Source organism: Promicromonospora sp. AC04 (assembly GCF_003058225.1).
Taxonomy (GTDB): Bacteria; Actinomycetota; Actinomycetes; order Actinomycetales; family Cellulomonadaceae; genus Promicromonospora.
Window position 1 is genome coordinate 90,305 of the sequence record NZ_QBUG01000005.1, and the last position, 16,149, is coordinate 106,453.

Annotated in this window: 17 protein-coding genes; 8 read left to right on the forward strand and 9 right to left on the reverse strand. The window is 69.2% G+C overall.

Annotated features, from left to right (window positions below; translation table 11 throughout):
• The first annotated feature begins 47 nt into the window (after positions 1-47).
• Positions 48-1,424 carry a glutamate decarboxylase gene (locus tag C8K30_RS14560; RefSeq protein WP_108493640.1) on the forward strand — a complete coding sequence of 459 codons (1,377 nt, stop codon included), beginning with the start codon at positions 48-50 and terminating at the stop codon, positions 1,422-1,424.
• 363 nt (positions 1,425-1,787) lie between these two features.
• Entirely contained in the window at positions 1,788-4,139 is a 2,352-nt protein-coding gene (locus C8K30_RS14570) for a pectinesterase family protein (RefSeq protein WP_108493641.1), read from the forward strand.
• An 88-nt stretch (positions 4,140-4,227) separates the two neighbouring features.
• Here the strand turns inward: C8K30_RS14570 and C8K30_RS14575 are convergent, their stop codons facing one another.
• Positions 4,228-5,622, reverse strand: a complete 1,395-nt coding sequence (locus C8K30_RS14575; RefSeq protein WP_108493642.1) for an MDR family MFS transporter — start codon at positions 5,620-5,622, stop codon at positions 4,228-4,230.
• A 142-nt stretch (positions 5,623-5,764) separates the two neighbouring features.
• On the opposite strand from C8K30_RS14575, the gene C8K30_RS14580 reads away from it, so the two are divergent.
• A complete protein-coding gene (locus C8K30_RS14580; protein WP_146197480.1) occupies positions 5,765-6,331 on the forward strand; it encodes a TetR/AcrR family transcriptional regulator in 567 nt (188 codons plus the stop codon).
• Here C8K30_RS14580 and C8K30_RS14585 read toward each other — a convergent pair.
• Positions 6,322-6,906 carry an HD family hydrolase gene (locus C8K30_RS14585; RefSeq protein ID WP_108493644.1) on the reverse strand — a complete coding sequence of 195 codons (585 nt, stop codon included), beginning with the start codon at positions 6,904-6,906 and terminating at the stop codon, positions 6,322-6,324. The two genes, C8K30_RS14580 and C8K30_RS14585, sit on opposite strands and share 10 nt — an antisense overlap.
• Before the next feature lie 489 nt (positions 6,907-7,395).
• Here C8K30_RS14585 and C8K30_RS14595 point away from each other — a divergent pair, with 489 nt between their 5' ends.
• Positions 7,396-7,737, forward strand: coding sequence for a YciI family protein (locus C8K30_RS14595; RefSeq protein ID WP_108493645.1), 342 nt, complete (start codon positions 7,396-7,398; stop codon positions 7,735-7,737).
• 89 nt (positions 7,738-7,826) lie between these two features.
• Here the strand turns inward: C8K30_RS14595 and C8K30_RS14600 are convergent, their stop codons facing one another.
• On the reverse strand, positions 7,827-8,837 hold the full coding sequence (locus C8K30_RS14600; protein ID WP_108493646.1) for a winged helix-turn-helix domain-containing protein: 1,011 nt from the start codon (positions 8,835-8,837) through the stop codon (positions 7,827-7,829).
• Between the two features lie 372 nt (positions 8,838-9,209).
• On the opposite strand from C8K30_RS14600, the gene C8K30_RS14605 reads away from it, so the two are divergent.
• Together C8K30_RS14605 and C8K30_RS14610 are read left to right on the forward strand one after the other, a co-directional pair.
• Positions 9,210-9,638 (forward strand): ribonuclease domain-containing protein, encoded by a 429-nt coding sequence (locus C8K30_RS14605; protein ID WP_233257181.1) that lies wholly within the window; start codon positions 9,210-9,212, stop codon positions 9,636-9,638.
• 86 nt (positions 9,639-9,724) lie between these two features.
• Positions 9,725-10,135, forward strand: coding sequence for a barstar family protein (locus C8K30_RS14610; RefSeq protein WP_108493647.1), 411 nt, complete (start codon positions 9,725-9,727; stop codon positions 10,133-10,135).
• Between the two features lie 18 nt (positions 10,136-10,153).
• Here the strand turns inward: C8K30_RS14610 and C8K30_RS14615 are convergent, their stop codons facing one another.
• The gene (locus C8K30_RS14615; RefSeq protein ID WP_199230496.1) at positions 10,154-10,735 is read right to left on the reverse strand and encodes a hypothetical protein; all 582 of its coding nucleotides are present in this window, start codon (positions 10,733-10,735) and stop codon (positions 10,154-10,156) included.
• A gap of 27 nt (positions 10,736-10,762) precedes the next feature.
• On the opposite strand from C8K30_RS14615, the gene C8K30_RS14620 reads away from it, so the two are divergent.
• Entirely contained in the window at positions 10,763-11,164 is a 402-nt protein-coding gene (locus C8K30_RS14620; protein ID WP_233257182.1) for a helix-turn-helix domain-containing protein, read from the forward strand.
• A 35-nt stretch (positions 11,165-11,199) separates the two neighbouring features.
• On the opposite strand, the gene C8K30_RS14625 is transcribed toward C8K30_RS14620, so the two are convergent.
• The 4 genes from C8K30_RS14625 to C8K30_RS14640 all read right to left on the reverse strand — a co-directional run bounded on the left by C8K30_RS14625 (position 11,200) and on the right by C8K30_RS14640 (position 14,169).
• Complete coding sequence (locus tag C8K30_RS14625; protein WP_146197481.1) at positions 11,200-11,883, reverse strand: hypothetical protein; 684 nt, start codon at positions 11,881-11,883, stop codon at positions 11,200-11,202.
• A gap of 78 nt (positions 11,884-11,961) precedes the next feature.
• Complete coding sequence (locus C8K30_RS14630) at positions 11,962-12,906, reverse strand: SDR family oxidoreductase (RefSeq protein WP_108493650.1); 945 nt, start codon at positions 12,904-12,906, stop codon at positions 11,962-11,964.
• Positions 12,907-12,958: 52 nt separating this feature from the next.
• Positions 12,959-13,582, reverse strand: a complete 624-nt coding sequence (locus tag C8K30_RS14635; protein ID WP_108493651.1) for an NADPH-dependent F420 reductase — start codon at positions 13,580-13,582, stop codon at positions 12,959-12,961.
• A gap of 164 nt (positions 13,583-13,746) precedes the next feature.
• A complete protein-coding gene (locus C8K30_RS14640; RefSeq protein ID WP_108493939.1) occupies positions 13,747-14,169 on the reverse strand; it encodes an SDR family NAD(P)-dependent oxidoreductase in 423 nt (140 codons plus the stop codon).
• Positions 14,170-14,375: 206 nt separating this feature from the next.
• Here C8K30_RS14640 and C8K30_RS14645 point away from each other — a divergent pair, with 206 nt between their 5' ends.
• Positions 14,376-15,287: a LysR family transcriptional regulator gene (locus C8K30_RS14645; RefSeq protein WP_108493652.1), complete on the forward strand. Its 912-nt coding sequence runs from the start codon at positions 14,376-14,378 to the stop codon at positions 15,285-15,287.
• Positions 15,288-15,359: 72 nt separating this feature from the next.
• On the opposite strand, the gene C8K30_RS14650 is transcribed toward C8K30_RS14645, so the two are convergent.
• Positions 15,360-16,148 (reverse strand): MBL fold metallo-hydrolase, encoded by a 789-nt coding sequence (locus C8K30_RS14650; RefSeq protein ID WP_108493653.1) that lies wholly within the window; start codon positions 16,146-16,148, stop codon positions 15,360-15,362.
• Position 16,149 lies beyond the last annotated feature (1 nt).

Below are 16,149 nucleotides of genomic sequence, written 5' to 3' on the forward strand. Positions count from 1 at the left end.
CGTCGCTCAGGTCGACGGCGCAAGCCGGTCGTGCTTGACTCGAAACCATGGCGACCACGCGCGAAGAGCGCAGCACGGCGCTGTTCGGGAACCGTTTCCTCACCGAGGAAGCGCCCTCCAAGACGTTCCCGGCCACAGGCATGAGCCCCACTGACACCATGCGGATGCTGGGTGAGGACCTGGCGCTCGAGGGCGACCCGATGCGCAACCTGGCAACCTTCGTCACCACCTGGATGGAGCCGGAGGCGCAGCGGATCATCGCCGAGAACCTGCACCGCAACTTCATCGACCACGCCGAGTACCCGATCTCCGCGGAGATCGAGCAGCGCTGCGTACGGATGCTCGCCGACCTGTTCCACGCCCCAGGCGAGACCACCGGGTGCCGTACCCAGGGGTCGTCCGAAGCGATCATGCTCGGTGCGCTCTCGCTGAAGTGGAAGTGGAAGGAGCGCCGGAAAGCCGCCGGGTTGTCGGTCGAGAAGCCCAACCTCGTCTTCGGCGGCGACGTGCACGTGGTCTGGGAGAAGTTCTGCCGCTACTTCGACGTCGAGCCCCGGATCATCCCGCTCGCGGAGGACAAGTACACGATCGGTCCCGACGACGTCGCCCCGCACGTCGACGAGAACACGATCGGCGTCGCCGTCGTCCTCGGCACCACGTTCACCGGGCACATGGACGACATCGTCGGGATCAACCGGCTGCTCCTGGGCGTGAAGAGCGACCGCGGGCTCGACATCCCGATCCACGTCGACGGCGCCAGCGGAGGCTTCGTCTGGCCTTTCCTGTACCCCGACTCGAAGTGGGACTTCCAGCTCGAGCAGGTCCGGTCCATCAACGTCTCGGGTCACAAGTACGGGCTGGTCTACCCCGGGATCGGCTGGCTCGTCTTCCGCCAGGAGTCCGACCTCGCGCAGGACCTCGTCTTCTACGAGAACTACCTCGGCAAGACCGACGCGACGTTCACGCTCAACTTCTCCACCGGCGCGGCAATGGTGCTCGCCCAGTACTACAACTTCGTCCGGCTCGGCCGCGAGGGCTACACCTACGTGATGACCCAGATGCAGCAGAACACCCGGGTGCTGGCGGCCAACCTGCGCGACACCGGCAGGTTCGAGGTGATCGGCGACGACGCCGAGCAGCTGCCGCTGGTCGCCTTCCGGCTCTCCGGTGATCACGCCGGCTACGACGAGTCCGACATCGCCTGGCAGCTCTCGGCCGAGCGCGGCTGGATGGTGCCGGCGTACACGCTCCCGCCCGACGCGCAGAACGTGAAGATCCTCCGCGCCCTGGTCAAGGAGACGATGAGCCGGGCCCAGGTCGACCGGCTGACCCAGGACATCGTGGACGCCTGCAAGACCCTCGACCTCAAGGGCGGGGTGCACCCCGCGGAGCGCAAGCAGGCCAAGACCGGTACCGGCTACTGACGGACGCGGGCTGTCAGCCGGTGGCGAAGAGGTCCTCCTCCGGTACTTCACCCACGGTAGAAGTCCTCGTCCTTCTCGCTCGGCACCAGTGGCGCGAGCTGTCGCAATTCCTCGCCGCGGATCGTCCACAGCAGGAAGAAGCCCTCTTCCTGGTCCAGCACGGACGGCGCTTGACCAACGGTTTCGTGAACGGGTCCTTGACCCTTGCCGCCAGCCCTCGCTAACTTGTCCGAAGTGTCCGATGTTAGCGCTCACTCACAGGGTCGTGCGTCGCGCCATCGCCTACGCATCTGAGGCGCGGCCTCGCAGAGGCAGCCTGCCGAGCGGGACACCCTGTTCGTTCGCCCGACGAAGGGACCGATCATGAAGAGCGCCCGCACAGCCGTCCGCGAGGGGGTCGCGGCCATCGCGATTCTCGCCACCCTCCTGCTCACCGCCTCGGCAGCGGTGATCGGCACCGCGTCGGTGGCGTCCGCGAGCGTCCCGACCGCCGGCGGCACGTACCAGCTCGTCGCCGGGCACAGCGGCCTGTGCCTCGACCTGCCGGGCGCTTCCGGGGACAACGGCGTCGGGCTGCAGCAGTGGGGCTGTACCGACGGTGCCGCGTGGCAGCAGCTCCGCCTCACGTCCGTGGGCCAGGACCGGTACCAGCTCGTGAGCGTCAGCAGCGGCAAGTGCCTCGACGTCGACGGCGGTTCCACCGCGACCGGGGCCCGGGTGCTGCAGTGGGACTGCGGGTCCGACAAGCCCTGGCAGCAGTGGACTCTCACCGCCGGGACAGACGGTGCCTACCGCGTCGCGAACGTGCGGAGCGGCCTGTGCCTCACGGTCCAGAACGCGTCTACCGCATCGGGTGCGGCGATCGTCCAGGGTGCGTGCACCACCGCGACCGACAAGCAGTGGACGTTCGACGACGGCGCCACCACGCCGGGCTCGTACACCGTGGCGGCCGACGGCACCGGGCAGTACCGCACAGTCCAGGCGGCCGTCGACGCCGTCGGGACGGGGAACGCGAGCCGGGTGACGATCACGATCAAGCCCGGCACGTACCGCGAGCGCGTCGTCGTCCCGACCGACAAGCCGTACGTCAGCCTGGTGGGCGGCGGTGACAGCTCCGACGACGTCGTGATCGTCAACAACATCAGCGCCGGGATGGCCGGCAGCCACCGCGGCAGCGCGACGCTCGTCGCCGAGGGCCATGACTTCTTCGCGGACAACCTGACCGTCTCGAACGACTTCGACGAGGCGAGCCAGCCGTCCGGGGGCCAGGCGCTCGCCGTCTACCTCAATGCGGACCGGGCCGTGCTCGACGACCTGCGCCTCCTCGGCGACCAGGACACCTTCCTGGTCAACAACGACGCCCGCGCGTACGTCACCGACTCGTACATCGAGGGCACCGTCGACTTCATCTACGGCGGCGGCATCGCCGTCTTCGAGCGCTGCAAGATCTACGAGAAGCGCTCGACCGGCGGCCCGATCACGGCGGCGAGCACCCCGGCGGAGCGGACGTACGGCTTCCTGTTCTACCGGTCGACCATCACCGGGGCCACCAACGGGACCACCCAGCTCGGCCGACCCTGGCGCCAGGGGGCGCAGGTCGTGTACCGGGAGTCGTCGCTGTCCGCGACCATCGCGACGGGCCAGCCCTGGATCGACATGTCCGACGCTCAGTGGGAGAACGCGCGCTACTTCGAGTACCGCAACACCGGCGCGGGCGCGACGGTGAACGGCAACCGTCCGCAGCTGACCGACGCCCAGGCCTTGGACTACACGCCGCGGCGCTACCTGGCCGGCTCGGACGGCTGGAACCCGGTCGGCTCGTCGTGGTCGGCCACGCCCGACGGCTTCGCCGCCACCGGGGGCGGCACCAACGGCGGCGCCGGAGGCCAGACGGTCACCGTCACGACCTACGCCGACCTGGAGCGTTACGCCACGGCGTCCGGACCGTACGTCATCCGGGTCGCGGCACCGATCACGGTGACCCCGTACGGCCGCGAGCTCCCCGTCGCGTCCGACAAGACGATCATCGGCGTCGGTACCCAGGGCCACATCGTCAACGGAGGCTTCTTCCTCGGCGAGGGCGTGCACGACGTGATCATCCGCAACCTCACGATCCGGGACACGCGCATGGCCGACGACGACCCCGATGACAAGACCTACGACTACGACGGCATCCAGATGGACACGGCCGACCACGTCTGGATCGACCACAACCGGATCTCCCGGATGAACGACGGCCTTGTCGACAGCCGAAAGGACACCTCCTACCTGACGGTCTCGTGGAACGTCCTGGAGGAGGGGAACAAGTCGTTCGGCATCGGCTGGACGACGAACGTCACCTCGCGCATGACGATCCACCACAACTGGATCCGCGCCACCAACCAGCGCAACCCCAGCATCGACAACGTCGCGTACGCGCACCTCTACAACAACTACCTGCAGGACATCACCAGCTACGGCAACCTCTCGCGCGGGGCGGCGAGGACCGTGATCGAGAACAGCTACTACGAGCGCGTGAACAACCCCTTCTACCGGGACACGACGGCGGCGGCGCTCACCCAGACCGGCAGCGTCCTCGTCGACACGACCGGCCGCGCCGAGACGGGCGGCACGACGTTCCGCCCCGCTGACCACTACGCCTACCAGCTCGACCCGGCGGCCGACGTGCCGGCGATCGTCCGGGCGGGCGCAGGGCCGCAGCCGACGATCGGCTGAGCCACACGGAGTGGTCACCTCGGCGTGCGGCGACCACTCCGTCGGCCTGCCGGCCTCGCGACTGGGACGGAGGCGCACCGGACAGCGGCTACAAGGCAGGTCCCTGGTGCTTCCTCCGGGGGATCAGCGCGCACGGCACGAGGGCTGCGATGGTCAGTACGACGCTCCAGGCGAATGCCGTGTGAAAGCCGACGAGGGCCGCGGTGGTCGCGGTGCCGGTGAGGATGGTGGCCAGGAGCGCTGTGCCCGCGGAGCCACCGAGCTGTTGGACGAGGCGAACTGTCGCGGAGCCGGCGGGAACCTGGTCGCGGGAGAGCCCGACGAAGGCGTGCGCGGTGATCGCGATGTTGACGGCGCTGAGGGCTCCGCCGCGGACGACGAGGGCGATGCCGAGCAGCACGTAGCTGGTGTGTGTGGTCGCGATCGCGAACGGGATCGTCGCCGCCGCGCAGAGGACGATTCCCACCATCGCGATGAGCCGGGCCCCGATCCGGTCCACGACGCTTCCCACCCACCTGGTCAGGAGCGATCCGAGGCCCTGGAGTGCGAGGATCGCACCCGCCGTCAGGGCGGTGAGGCCGCGCTCCTGCTGGAAGTAGAGCGGGATGAGGAACAGCGCACCGTACAGCGCGAGCCCGGTGAGGAAGAGCACGGCGTTGACGGCGCTGAACCCGCGATCGCCGAACAGGGATACGGGGATGGCGGCCGCAGCGCCCCGGACCAGGCTCCAGCCGACGAAAGCGCCGGTGAGGACGACGCCCACGACAAGCGGCATCCAGATACGGGCAGTGCTGTCCGTGCTGTGGGATGCCGCGTTGCTGAGGGCGTACAGGAGGGCGGTAGTGCCGCCGCTGAGCAGCAGCACGCCGGGTACGTCGAGGCGTTTGCGTGGTTGAGCCGGGTCGCCGGTGACGTAGCGCAGTGCGAGGAGGACCGCAGCGAGGCAGATGGGAACGTTGATCACGAATACCCATCGCCAGTCGCCTGCGTTCACGATGGCGCCGCCGACCAGCGGACCTGCGATCGGGGCGATCGTGCTGACCAGCATCACGATCGTGAGGACGCGTCCGGTCCTGTCCGGGCCCGCGGCGCGCACGAGGATCGTCTGCAGCAGCGGCAGCATAATGCCCGCCCCGACGCCCTGGACGACACGAAACGTCAGCAGGGCGCCGAAGCCCCAGGCGAGTGCGCACATGCCGGAGCCGATGAGGAACAGCGCCAGCCCAGTGATCCACGTCCGTCTGGTGCCGAACCGGTCCGACGCCCAGGTGGTCACCGGCACGGTCGCCGCCAGGGCCAGCAGGTAGCCCGTGGATACCCACTGGATGGCATCGGCGCCGACGCCGAACTCCGCGCCGATCGTGTGCAGCGCCACGTTGACCACTGTCGTGTCGACCAGCGGAGCGACCCCGCCGACGATCACGACCAGGGCGAGCCGGATCAGGGGCCGGCCCAGCGGCTCCAGCTTCGTACGGTCGGTCACGACAGCCTCCTAGATACGCGTGTATCTTATATCACTAAGATACACACGTATCCTTGGCCGGGTGGGCAAAGCCAAGAGGACGAATGAAGACCGGGATGCGGCTCCGCGTCGACGTCGACGCGGGGCCGAGCTCGACGATGTGTTGCTCGACGAGGCTTGGCGGCAACTACGCGCGCAGGGGTACGGGTCGTTCACGATCGACGCAGTCGCCCGGGCTGCCGAGACGAGTCGCGCGGTGCTCTACCGCCGCTGGCCGAACAAGGCCTCGCTCGTCCACGCGGCGATCCGCGCGCACACCGGAAGCGTCGTCGACGAGGCCCCCGACACCGGCGCGCTCGCCGATGACGTCCGCACCGTTCTCCGGACCCTCTCCGGGCGGATCGAGTCGCTTGGCGTCGACGTCATGATCGGCCTGCTCGGCGAGCTCGACGAGCTACCAGCTGATGTGACCGGAAGCGTGCCCCGGATCATCGACCAGACCGTCCAACGCGCCCGAGCCCGCGGGGAGATCGGAGCCGCGCCCATCCCCGGCGCCGTCCTCGACATGCCGACCAACCTGCTGCGCTACACCATGATCACCGAACATGCGGCTCCGTCCGACGAGGCCGTCGACAACATCGTCGATCAGCTCTTCATCCCGCTGGTCAGGCACTACGCTCCCAGCGGTCAGGCCGAACCCCCGGCGGGTTCCGCGGAGGGTCAGGGCTGAGCCTGGTCGTGCCAGGTCATGGTGCTGCCCGCCAGAGCGGCGTCGGCCACGCGCGCCGCGAACGACGTCGAGATGCCCGCGCGCGAGCTGTCGATCCACTTCTGGACGTGCTGGTAGCCGGCCGCCCGGTACTCCAGCGCCTGGAGGAGACATTCCAGCTTGTCGGCGTCCTTGGCGCACCGCGCCTCCAGCGTCTCGCGAGCCTCGTACTCGACCACGGCCGCACTGACCGTCCTGGCCGCCGCGGTCGGCAGGTGGGCGATCTGGTCCCGGGTGATCGTCTCGTTGTCCGCCTTGCCGAGGTAGGGGCGAGCCGAGTGCGGGATGTCGGTGATCCGGGTCTCCTGGGAGTCGTGCCACAGGCCCAGGTACGCCGCACGAGCCGGATCGCCACCCTCCTCGGCCGCGATGAGCGCGGCGAGCTGCGCCACCCGCAGGCTGTGCTCGGCGACGGACTCCGGGTCCCGGACGCCGGCCTGCCACCACCCGGCGCGACGGAGGCGCTTGAGCACACCCATTTCGTGAGCGAAGTTCGCGACGCTCGCCGCGTCCGGGTCGGTAGCGGGGTCGGTCATCCGGATGCCTCCAAGGTCATCGCCAGGTCCAGCGGCCAGTACACCTCGGACGACGCGCTGTGGCGAACCCGGGACCTGCAGGTCCCAGCCGGGGCGACGAGGTGGCTGATAACTTCGACGCCATGGAACGACCCACCGCTCGCGGGCGGGAGATCGTGCTCGAGACTGATCGACTTGCTCCGGCCCTGGCGGGTGTCCGAGGCTGGTGTCCAGCACGAGATGTGGACCGAGCGCGACCCTCGTGTCCCTCCGCATCGCCGGATCGATCCCGATGGTCGCCCCACCGTCGAAGATGTCGAGGGCTGGATCCGCAGCTGGTCGCGATCCGACTCCCTGGGATTGCCGGCGGCCCACGGGGACTCGCTGTTCATGACGAGGCAGCTGTGATCCACAGGTCACCGATGAGTTCGACCGGCACGCCGAGTCGGTCAGAGCACAGCGAACGTATCGCCCAGGTCGCCGGCTGATCGGCAGCAGAGGAGTCTTCCCATGACGAAGTACCTGATCTCGTTCCCCAGTGAGGCAATGGTGCTCCCCGAGGAGGACTTCGAGGCGGTGGTCGAGACCTCGCATGCCGTCATCGAGGAGGCCAAGGCTGCGGGCGTGTACGTCTTCGGCGGCGGGATCGACGAGGACGTGGACCCGGTGCTCGTGGCCGGTGACGGCACAGTCACCGAGGGCACGTACCCGGGTCACAAGGTGCCCAACGGCGGCTACACCGTTCTCGAGCTGCCCTCGCGGGAGGCGGCGCTCGAGTGGGCCGCGAAGATCGCCGTCGCCTGCCGCTGCTCGCAGGAGGTCCGGCAGTTCCAGTTCGACCCGGCCAGCTGACGAGGGCGGCAGTCGTCCTCATCCGTGACCTCGCATCGCGGTAGCCCGGTCGCCGCAGTCCGCGCGACCGGTTGGCTGACCGTCGAACGTCAGGCCGTCATCTTCCGACCGAGGTGCGTCGCGTGGTGCAGCATGACGCTGCCGTGCCGGGTGCTGGTCACGAGCCCGGCCGCGCGCAAGGCGGTGGCGTGGCGACTCGCGGTGCCCGCCGACACCCCGACCCGGCGGGCGAGCTCGGTGGTCGAGCACGGGTGGCGCAGGGCGAGCAGGGCGAGCGCGCGGCTGTGCCCCAGCAGCGCCGCGAGCCCTTCGGGCACGACGGGCCCCAGAGCGGCCACGTCCACCGCGTCGAGGCTCCTGCCGACGTGGCCTGGGCTTCCGGTCAGCGGGTAGACGAGGACGGGCGGCAGGTCGGGGTCGATCAGCGAGACCGGGTTGCGCTGGCAGAAGGACGACGGCACCAGCGTGATGCCCCGTCCGTTCAGGTACAGGTCGCGTTCGAGGGGATAGTCGGCGGTGAGCACCGGAGCGTCCCACCGGACGGCCGGCGACAACGTGCTGAGCAACCGGTCGACCCCGCCGTCCAGCAACGCGTGGCCCCGCTGGGCACGGTCGGCCAGGAACGACTCCCCCAGCTCCGCCCAGACCGGCCGCACCACCTCGCTGTGGTAGACGCGCATCGCGGCGTGCAGGTCACGGCGATGCTCGCGGTCGCCGTCGGCCAGCCGCCGGACCCACGACGGCGTCCGGCGGCCCCGGTACATCGCGTGCAGCTCCGACCGGACCCGGTGCTGCGGCGTCGCGCTGATCTGCTCGAGCGCGCCGCCGAACCCCTCGTGGCCGGACGCGCTCGGCGGCGTGAGGAAGTCCGGGAACGCACCGCGTTCCGGCACCAGCGTCGTCAGCAGCCGCAGTGCGCCGTGCAGCCGAGGCGTTGCGCGCATCCGGGTGCGGACGTGCCCCAGCCACGGCCGGTACCGCAGGCCGGACGGCACCTGGATCCGGTGCAGGCTGGTGACCAGCTCCCACATCGGGTCGGGCGCCTTCGCCACACGAGTACGGGCCAGGTCGTCAGCGGTGAAATGGACGCGAAGCGGCAAGAGAGTCTCCTGAGGCTCGTGACTGGTACGGAACGCCATGAGCGTCGATACCCAAGGTAGGTAGGCCCGGTTGCAGAAACCTTGTACGTCGCTTGCAGGAGACACCCCGGCGGCCGTCAGCATCACGAGCGAGGACGACCGGACGTTCCGCTGCGCAGTTCCTCATGCCAAGTCCGACGGGCGGCGCACGAGGAAGGTTGAGTCACGGAGTGAGTGAACTGGAACCCGCCGTGGCCGGATCACCCGGCGCGCATGCATTTCAGGGACAAAACGGACAGGTTAAATTCACCCGCACGTGGGCGCGTTTTCGGGTCCGCGTCGACCAGGCGGGCGAGAATCCCCCGGTAATCCCCAACCGAGAGGGAGATCATCGTGTCCGAGAAGGTGTCCGAGAAGAACCGCATCGTGTCCGGCCTGGTCAGTCTGCTCGTCGCACTGTCCGCCATGGTCGGCTTCGTCGCCGTCGACGTCTCCGTCGCACCCGCGTCCGAGGCGACCGTCTACAGCTCCTGCACGCACAGCGGCTGTGCGGAGGCGTACTCCTCCAGGTCGATCTGGAGCTCCAAGGGCTACCCGAGCTCGCGCGGCTGGTACAGCTGGCCGAACGGCCAGTGCAACTTCGCGGGCGGCACGCACTACAACAACGAGGGTCAGCTCCCGGCCGGTCACTCCTACCTCGAGTTCGACGTCACGCCGCGTGCCTGCGGCGCCGCACGGCAGTCCTACCGGCTCATCCTGGACCGGACCACCGGCGTGACCTACTTCTCGCCCAACCACTACGACGACTTCTACCGGATGTGACCCGGTCCCGTGCGCTGCGTCCGGCCCGGTCAGGGGCTGGACGCAGCGCACGGCCCGGCCCTGAGCGGGACGGAAAGCCTCGGACCATGACTCGTGACCTCCCCGTGCTCGTCGTCGACGGAACGCGGTTCAGCGACCTCGACGGCTTCGCCCGCGAGTTCTCCGGGCTGCTGAGCGGGTACACCTGGCGAGGAAACCTCGATGCTCTCAACGACGTGCTCCGCGGGGGGTACGGGACCCCCACGGACGGCTGGGTGCTGAGGTGGGTCGGCTCCGAGACGTCGCGGGCGGCACTCGGTTACCCGGAGACCGCCCGACGGCTGGAGCGGCTCCTGCCCGGCGTCGATCGGTCGAACCGCGCGGCCTTCGAGACCAGGCTCGACGATGCGCGCCGCGGTGAGGGCCCCACGTTGTTCGACGAGATCGTCGCCATCATCCGCGAGCACGGACCTGGTGGCCCGGAGTCGGCGGACGGGATCCTGCTGGAGCTGAGCTGAGGCTCGGGGCGGCGCCCGTCAGTCTCGGACCCGGTGGTCGACGGCAATCCAGTTCGTCTCCCACGTCGTCCCGCCGTCGGCCGAGAACGCCTGCTCGAACCTCGCCTCGTCCTGGCCGACGCGGGTGATGAGGAACCGCACCTTGATCGGACGGCCGCCGAGCTGGTCGTCGCCGTGGAACTCGCCGACGCCGTTGCGGAACCCGCCGTAGACCGCCGGTGTGAGCAGACCGTCGCGCATGTTGACGAAGGTCAGGCTCCACCGCTGCGCCTGCGGCTCGTACAGTCGCAGATTGAGCGCGTCGATACGGCCGTTCGGCCCCGACACCTCGAACTCGACGACGTTGGCCCGCCGATCCACCAGCGGACGCACGGTGCTGGTCCCGGTGAACTGGAGCCACTCGTCCGGGGAGTCCGAGAGCGGGTCGGCGAGGACCTGCACGGTGGAGCGCCAGGTGCCGATCTCCCAGTTGAAGTCCCGTTGGCCATCGGCGATCGTCGATGACGCGGGAGACGGTGCGGCGCCGCCCGATGCCGCCGTCACGAGGAGCAGCACGGCGGAAAGGCCTGCGGTCAGGATTCGTCGGTATGGAATGGTCATGGTCCGACTATCGAGCGGAGCACAACCATGAACAAGAAGGCACCTGCGGGTAACCCCTCTCGCCCCAATCCGCTGCCGGGCTGCCCGATGGCCGCGGCGTTCACGGCGATCGGCGGGAAATGGAAGCTCACGCTGCTCTACTGGCTCGCCCACGGCGAGTCCCACTTCGCCGGCCTCCGCCGCAGAGGTGCGCCCATCACGCCCAAGGTGCTGGCCGAACAGCTACGCGAGCTCGAGGCCGACGGACTCGTGGAACGTGTGGTGACCGGACCGGTTCCGGCGCGCGTCATCTACCGGCTCACTCCGTACGGGGCCACCGTCCTGCCCGTCGTCGAAGGAGTCAGGGTATGGGGTGAGGCCCACCTGCGGCGTACCGGCGGCGAGGCCGCACCGGACACTGCGATGGGCTGCGCCAGCACGATCGCGTAGGCCGTGCGCGCGGGTGACCGGTCCGCTGGGAGCCGTCACATGTAGGTCCAGTTCGGCAGCGTCGAGCCCTTCGGTAGCGGTGGTGCTCCCGGGCCGTAGACCCAGTTGACGTCGGCAGGTCCGGAGAGACTGCGCATCCGCCACGGCATCTCGTCCCCGTCGCGAAGGACAGGTTCCAGCCTGGCGAGCAGCGCCCTCATGAAGTCGTCCACGCCAAGGACAAAGGCCTCGACGGGTGCGACGACCGGATCCGCGCTCTGGCCGCCGACGAACGTCCCCGGCGGGGGCGACACCGGCACGAACCACCCGTTTGCCAGGCCGAGCACCATCACCCTGAAGTGCCGTCGTGTCGCCGGTCTGGTCGCGGAGGCGCCGAAGGTCCGATCGCTGAACCAGACGTCGGTCACCTCGCTGAGGTTGATCGTGACCTTGTCCCCTCGGCCGAGGTGCAGGTGGTCATCGGTCAGGCGAAAGTGTGCCCGGTCGATGAAGCGCGTGATCTTCGGATGCGCCCATCGGATCGCCAGACCCATGGCTGCGACCCAGACGACAACGCCGACCGCCGCGAACGCGGGTTGCGCGGAGGAGCCTCGGACCACAACCAGCAGCGGTGCCGACAGGAGAGCGCCGGCCATGCCACCAAGGATCCCGGCCGTGACATACATGAACCAGAACGAGGGCCAGCCGAACACGCCTGGCCGTACCCGTGCGACCGTCATGCGGACGAGCATGGCAGACAGAGGCTCATGAGCGTACGAGCCGGTCTGTACGACGGGCCCGGCAGGATTGCCCTGCCGTCAGCCGGCGGGGAAGTAGTGGCCGTTGTCCAGATCGGCGAGCAGGCTGGGCTGAGCAGGTTCCCAGCCGAGGGTCCGGCGGGTGATGAGGTTGGACGCCGGGTAGCTCCGCGTTACTACGTTCGCGAGGAACCCGAAGTGTCCCGGCAGCATCAGTTCGTCCAGCGGGACGCTCGCGGCGGGCAGGCCCAGCCGGCTGCCGATGGCCTCGGCGATCTCGCGGACCGGGATCCCCCCGTCCCCCACCGCATGCCAGTACTTGCCGGCCGGGCCCTTCTCCAGCGCCAGGCGGAACAAGGAGGCGACGTCGCGGGCGTGCGCGGCGTTCCACAGGTTCGCGCCGTCTCCGGGGTAGCCGGCGAAACCCTTCTCCTTCGCGAGCGCGATCAGCGTGGGAAGGAAACCGGCACGATCGGTCGTGCTGTGCGCGATATTGGCGATCCGCACGACCGAAGACCGCACTCCCCGCTCGGCGAGGCCGATCACGGCGCTCTCCACGACGTTCCGAGCCCGCAGGGTGCCCCTGTGCTCATCGCCGACGGGAAGGGCCGGGTCCTCCTCGGTGGCCGGCCGGCCCAGGCTCCCCCCGTTCCCGGGCGAGCCTATGCTCCCCGCCGCGACCAGCGGCTTTCCGGTTCCCGCGAGTGCCTCGCCGTACGCGAGCATGACCGGGAGCTCCGCGGCGGCCACGGCGTCGATCCCGCCGGACGGAAGCAGGTCCTGCCTGTGCGCGACGTGGATGACGCCGTCGGCGTCCGCCGCCGCCTCCTTGAGCCCGTCGAGGTCCTGGAGGTCGCCGCGGCGCACCTTCGCGCCGAGCGCGGACAGCGCCGCCGCGGCCGTGTCCGACCGGGCCAGGCCGGTGACCTCGTGCCCGGCGGTGACGAGCTCGGGGATGATGTACGAACCGGAATGGCCGGTCCCGCCAGTGACGAAGACGCGCAAGCTGCTGCTCCTTGTGAGTGATGTGGCGCTAGAAGTGGTGGTGCGGATGAGCTCAGCCGGGGAGGTCGACGCCGAGGGCGATGTCGAAGGTCCCCGCGCCGTGGCGGGCCAGACCCATCAGCAGCGGCCCGACCCCTTCCAGCCAGCGGGCCATCTCCAGGCCGCCGACATCGAGCGGACGCAGTCCGAGGCTCTCGACGAACGCCGACACGCCGGCCTTGGCCCGCGCGTCATCCCCGGCAAGGAACACGTCCAACGGACGCCCCTGGGCCAGGACGTGGCCGAAGACGGTGTTGAACGCCTTCACGACGTGCGCGCTCGCCGGGACCGCCTTGGCGATCTCCTGTGCACCGGAAGTGCCGTCAGGAGTGACCAGCCCGGTGGCGTCGGCGTCGAAGGTGTTGGAGATGTCGATGATGACCTTGCCGGCCAGCGCATCCCCGTACCGGGCGACGACCTGCACGGCGCTGGTGTACGGCACGGCGAGGACGACGATGTCGCCGGCGGGGACGGTGCCGAACGTCGCAGCCGCGGCCCCGCCGCCGAGCGCGGCGGCCAGGCCCTTGGCCTTGGCCGCGTCGCGGCCGATGACCTCGACGGAGTTGTCGCCCGCGACCGCGCGTTCGGCGATGGCGCGGGCCATGCCCCCCAGGCCGATGAAACTGATGCTGCTCATGGTGAATGCTCTCTTTCTCTGGTCTGAATTCTCTGGTGTGAATCGAACGGAATTCCGGGGCCCAGCCGGCAAATTCGCTGACACCGAGGGCAAATTCCCCGTGACCAATCCCGTTGCCGGCGAGGCCTAGCAGGGGTCTGCCGGCGGCATTCCCGGTGTGTGGTTCAGATGGCGGTGGTGCCGCCGTCGGCGACCAGCTCCAGGCCGTTGACATAGCTGGAGTCGGCGGAGGCGAGGAACAGGGCGACCGCGGCGATCTCTTCGGGGCGGCCCATCTCTCCGCGGGGAATGAGGGACTCGAATGCGGCCTTGGTCGCCTCGTCGAACAGTTCTTCCTGCTTGGCGGTGGCGACCTGGCCGGGGGTCAGGACGTTGACCCGGATCCTGCGGTCGCGCAGCTCGGCCGCGTCGCCCTGTACGGCGGTGACGTTGCGGCCGATCAGCTTGACGGCGTCGTCCAATGCTTCCTGCCGCCGGGCCTGGATGAAGACGTGCGCGCCTTCCTCGACGAACAGCTTGGCGCCGGCCAGCGCCATGCCGGTGGATCCACCGGTGATCACCGCTACCTTGCCATCGAGCTTTCCCACGATCACTCCGTTGAATTGATGGGTATTGCGATTGATAGATACCGCAATCAAACCCCGACGCCGAATTCTTGTACCGAACTCTTATACCGAGCTCTTGTGCCGAATTCGCTCGGGCCCCATGAACGATGCCATTGGCGTGAACTGGTGTCCAAGACCCTTTTCAGCCGTGGTGATACCTTGGGGGCATTGCCGGACCGGGAGGCTCCATGGATCTGGACCTGCGCAAGCTGCGCTACTTCGTCGCCGTCGCAGACAGGCTGCACTTCGGCCGCGCCGCCGATGATCTGCACATCGCGCAGCCGGTGCTCAGTCGGCAGATCCGCGCGCTCGAACAGGATCTCGGCGCCTCGCTGTTCACCAGGGACAGCCACGGCGTAGCGCTGACCGACGCGGGTCGACAGCTGCTGGACGACACCGGTCCACTGCTCGCCTCCGCGCACGCGGTCCGTCGCCGGGTGTCGGTGGCAGCCCGCGGCGGCCAGCGGCTGGTGGTCGGTTTTCGGGCCGGTATCCCGGTCATCCCGGCGGCGCGGGAATTCGAGACGAAGCATCCGGACGTGGTCGTGGACGTGCAGCGAATGGAATGGGACGACCAGGCCCAGATGCTGCTCGACGGCCGCGTCGACGTCGGCTATGTGCGGCTGCCCATCGACGAGACGGGCCTGCGCCTGACCCCGCTCTACACCGAGCCGCTCATGGTGGTGCTGCCCGCCGGTCACCGGTTGGCCGGCAAGGAGGAGGTCACCGAGGCCGACCTGGCCGGGGAGCCGCTGGTCTGGCACGCCGACGCGAGCACGCAACCCACCAGGCGCCCGCACCCCGACTCCGGGCTCCGGGTGCGCGGGGTGGAGGAGAAGCTTGAGCACGTCGCGGCCGGCCGTGGCATCTCGTTCGCGGGGCGGTCGGAGACCGTGTTCTACTCACGTCCGGACATCAGCTACGTGCCTGTCCCGGATCTGGCGCCCGAGCAGGTATATCTCGCGATGGCGGCGTCGCGCACCTCGCCGATGGCCGACGACTTCTTCGCCGCGGCGCTCGCGACGGCTGAGATCACCGCGGAATGCGGGAACTATGAGATGTGGCAGCTCGCGAACGACGCCGTCTCGAAGCGCGGTTGAGCAGTTCGACTGACAGCTTCGGGCGCCGTACCGCAGGTTTCGTTCGAGCTCGAAGTCGAATCTGGCGCGACACTAGACGATGAGGCCGAGCGGCTCGCCGAGCGTTGCCCACCGGAGCCTCTCGGCGACGTCCGGCGCACCCGTGAGCGCCGCGGCCAGGTCGTCGCGACCTTGGCGGAAGTGGGACCATCCTTCGTAGTGCACTGGCACTACCGAGGCGGGCCGGATCAGCCGGACGAGCTCGATGGCGTCCCCGGCGCCCATCGTGTAGGCGAGTGGTCCGGTGAGCGGGAACCCGACTCGTCCGAGGTGCAGAATCGCGCTGCCGACCTTCAGGCGTGCCGTGATGTTCCGGAGCCCGTCGTACAGGACTGTGTCACCCGAGATCCACAGCGAACCGTGCTCCTGCCCCTCCCAAGCCAGGTCGAAGCCGACGACGTCGCCCACGACCGGCCGGCTGCCGGGTGGGCCGTGCCTGGCGGGCGTCGCGGTGATCGTGATCGGCGGCCTGTCCGGCGCGTGCAGGAGGGTCGTATCCCACGGCCTGAGTCCACGGGCGTGGTGTCCCAGCCGTACCGCACCCGAGGCAGTGGTGATCACCGTGCCGGCGGTGGGCAGGAGGCTGCGGCCCGTGTCGTCGAGGTTGTCGGCGTGATGGTCGTGGGTGAGCAGCACGACGTCGACCGGCCCGATCTCAGCGGCCGGGATCGCCGGTCCGGTGGTCTTGCGGGACGACGTCCCCCAGCCGAACCGGTAGGTCCGGCCGGGGGCGTCGAAGGTCGGGTCGGTGAGGATGCGCCAGCCCTCCACCTCGAGGAGTGTGGTTGGCCCACCGATGTGGGTGAGGGTGAGGGCCGACATT

Bases quoted from the DNA above. Each gene is read 5' to 3' on its own strand.
- C8K30_RS14560 (WP_108493640.1), top strand. From the start codon at position 48: ATGGCGACCACGCGCGAAGAGCGCAGCACGGCGCTGTTCGGGAACCGT.
- C8K30_RS14570 (WP_108493641.1), top strand. From the start codon at position 1,788: ATGAAGAGCGCCCGCACAGCCGTCCGCGAGGGGGTCGCGGCCATCGCG.
- C8K30_RS14585 (WP_108493644.1), bottom strand. From the start codon at position 6,906: ATGACCGACCCCGCTACCGACCCGGACGCGGCGAGCGTCGCGAACTTC.
- C8K30_RS14595 (WP_108493645.1), top strand. From the start codon at position 7,396: ATGACGAAGTACCTGATCTCGTTCCCCAGTGAGGCAATGGTGCTCCCC.
- C8K30_RS14610 (WP_108493647.1), top strand. From the start codon at position 9,725: ATGACTCGTGACCTCCCCGTGCTCGTCGTCGACGGAACGCGGTTCAGC.
- C8K30_RS14615 (WP_199230496.1), bottom strand. From the start codon at position 10,735: ATGACCATTCCATACCGACGAATCCTGACCGCAGGCCTTTCCGCCGTG.
- C8K30_RS14620 (WP_233257182.1), top strand. From the start codon at position 10,763: ATGAACAAGAAGGCACCTGCGGGTAACCCCTCTCGCCCCAATCCGCTG.
- C8K30_RS14625 (WP_146197481.1), bottom strand. From the start codon at position 11,883: ATGACGGTCGCACGGGTACGGCCAGGCGTGTTCGGCTGGCCCTCGTTC.
- C8K30_RS14635 (WP_108493651.1), bottom strand. From the start codon at position 13,582: ATGAGCAGCATCAGTTTCATCGGCCTGGGGGGCATGGCCCGCGCCATC.
- C8K30_RS14645 (WP_108493652.1), top strand. From the start codon at position 14,376: ATGGATCTGGACCTGCGCAAGCTGCGCTACTTCGTCGCCGTCGCAGAC.
- C8K30_RS14650 (WP_108493653.1), bottom strand. From the start codon at position 16,148: ATGTCGGCCCTCACCCTCACCCACATCGGTGGGCCAACCACACTCCTC.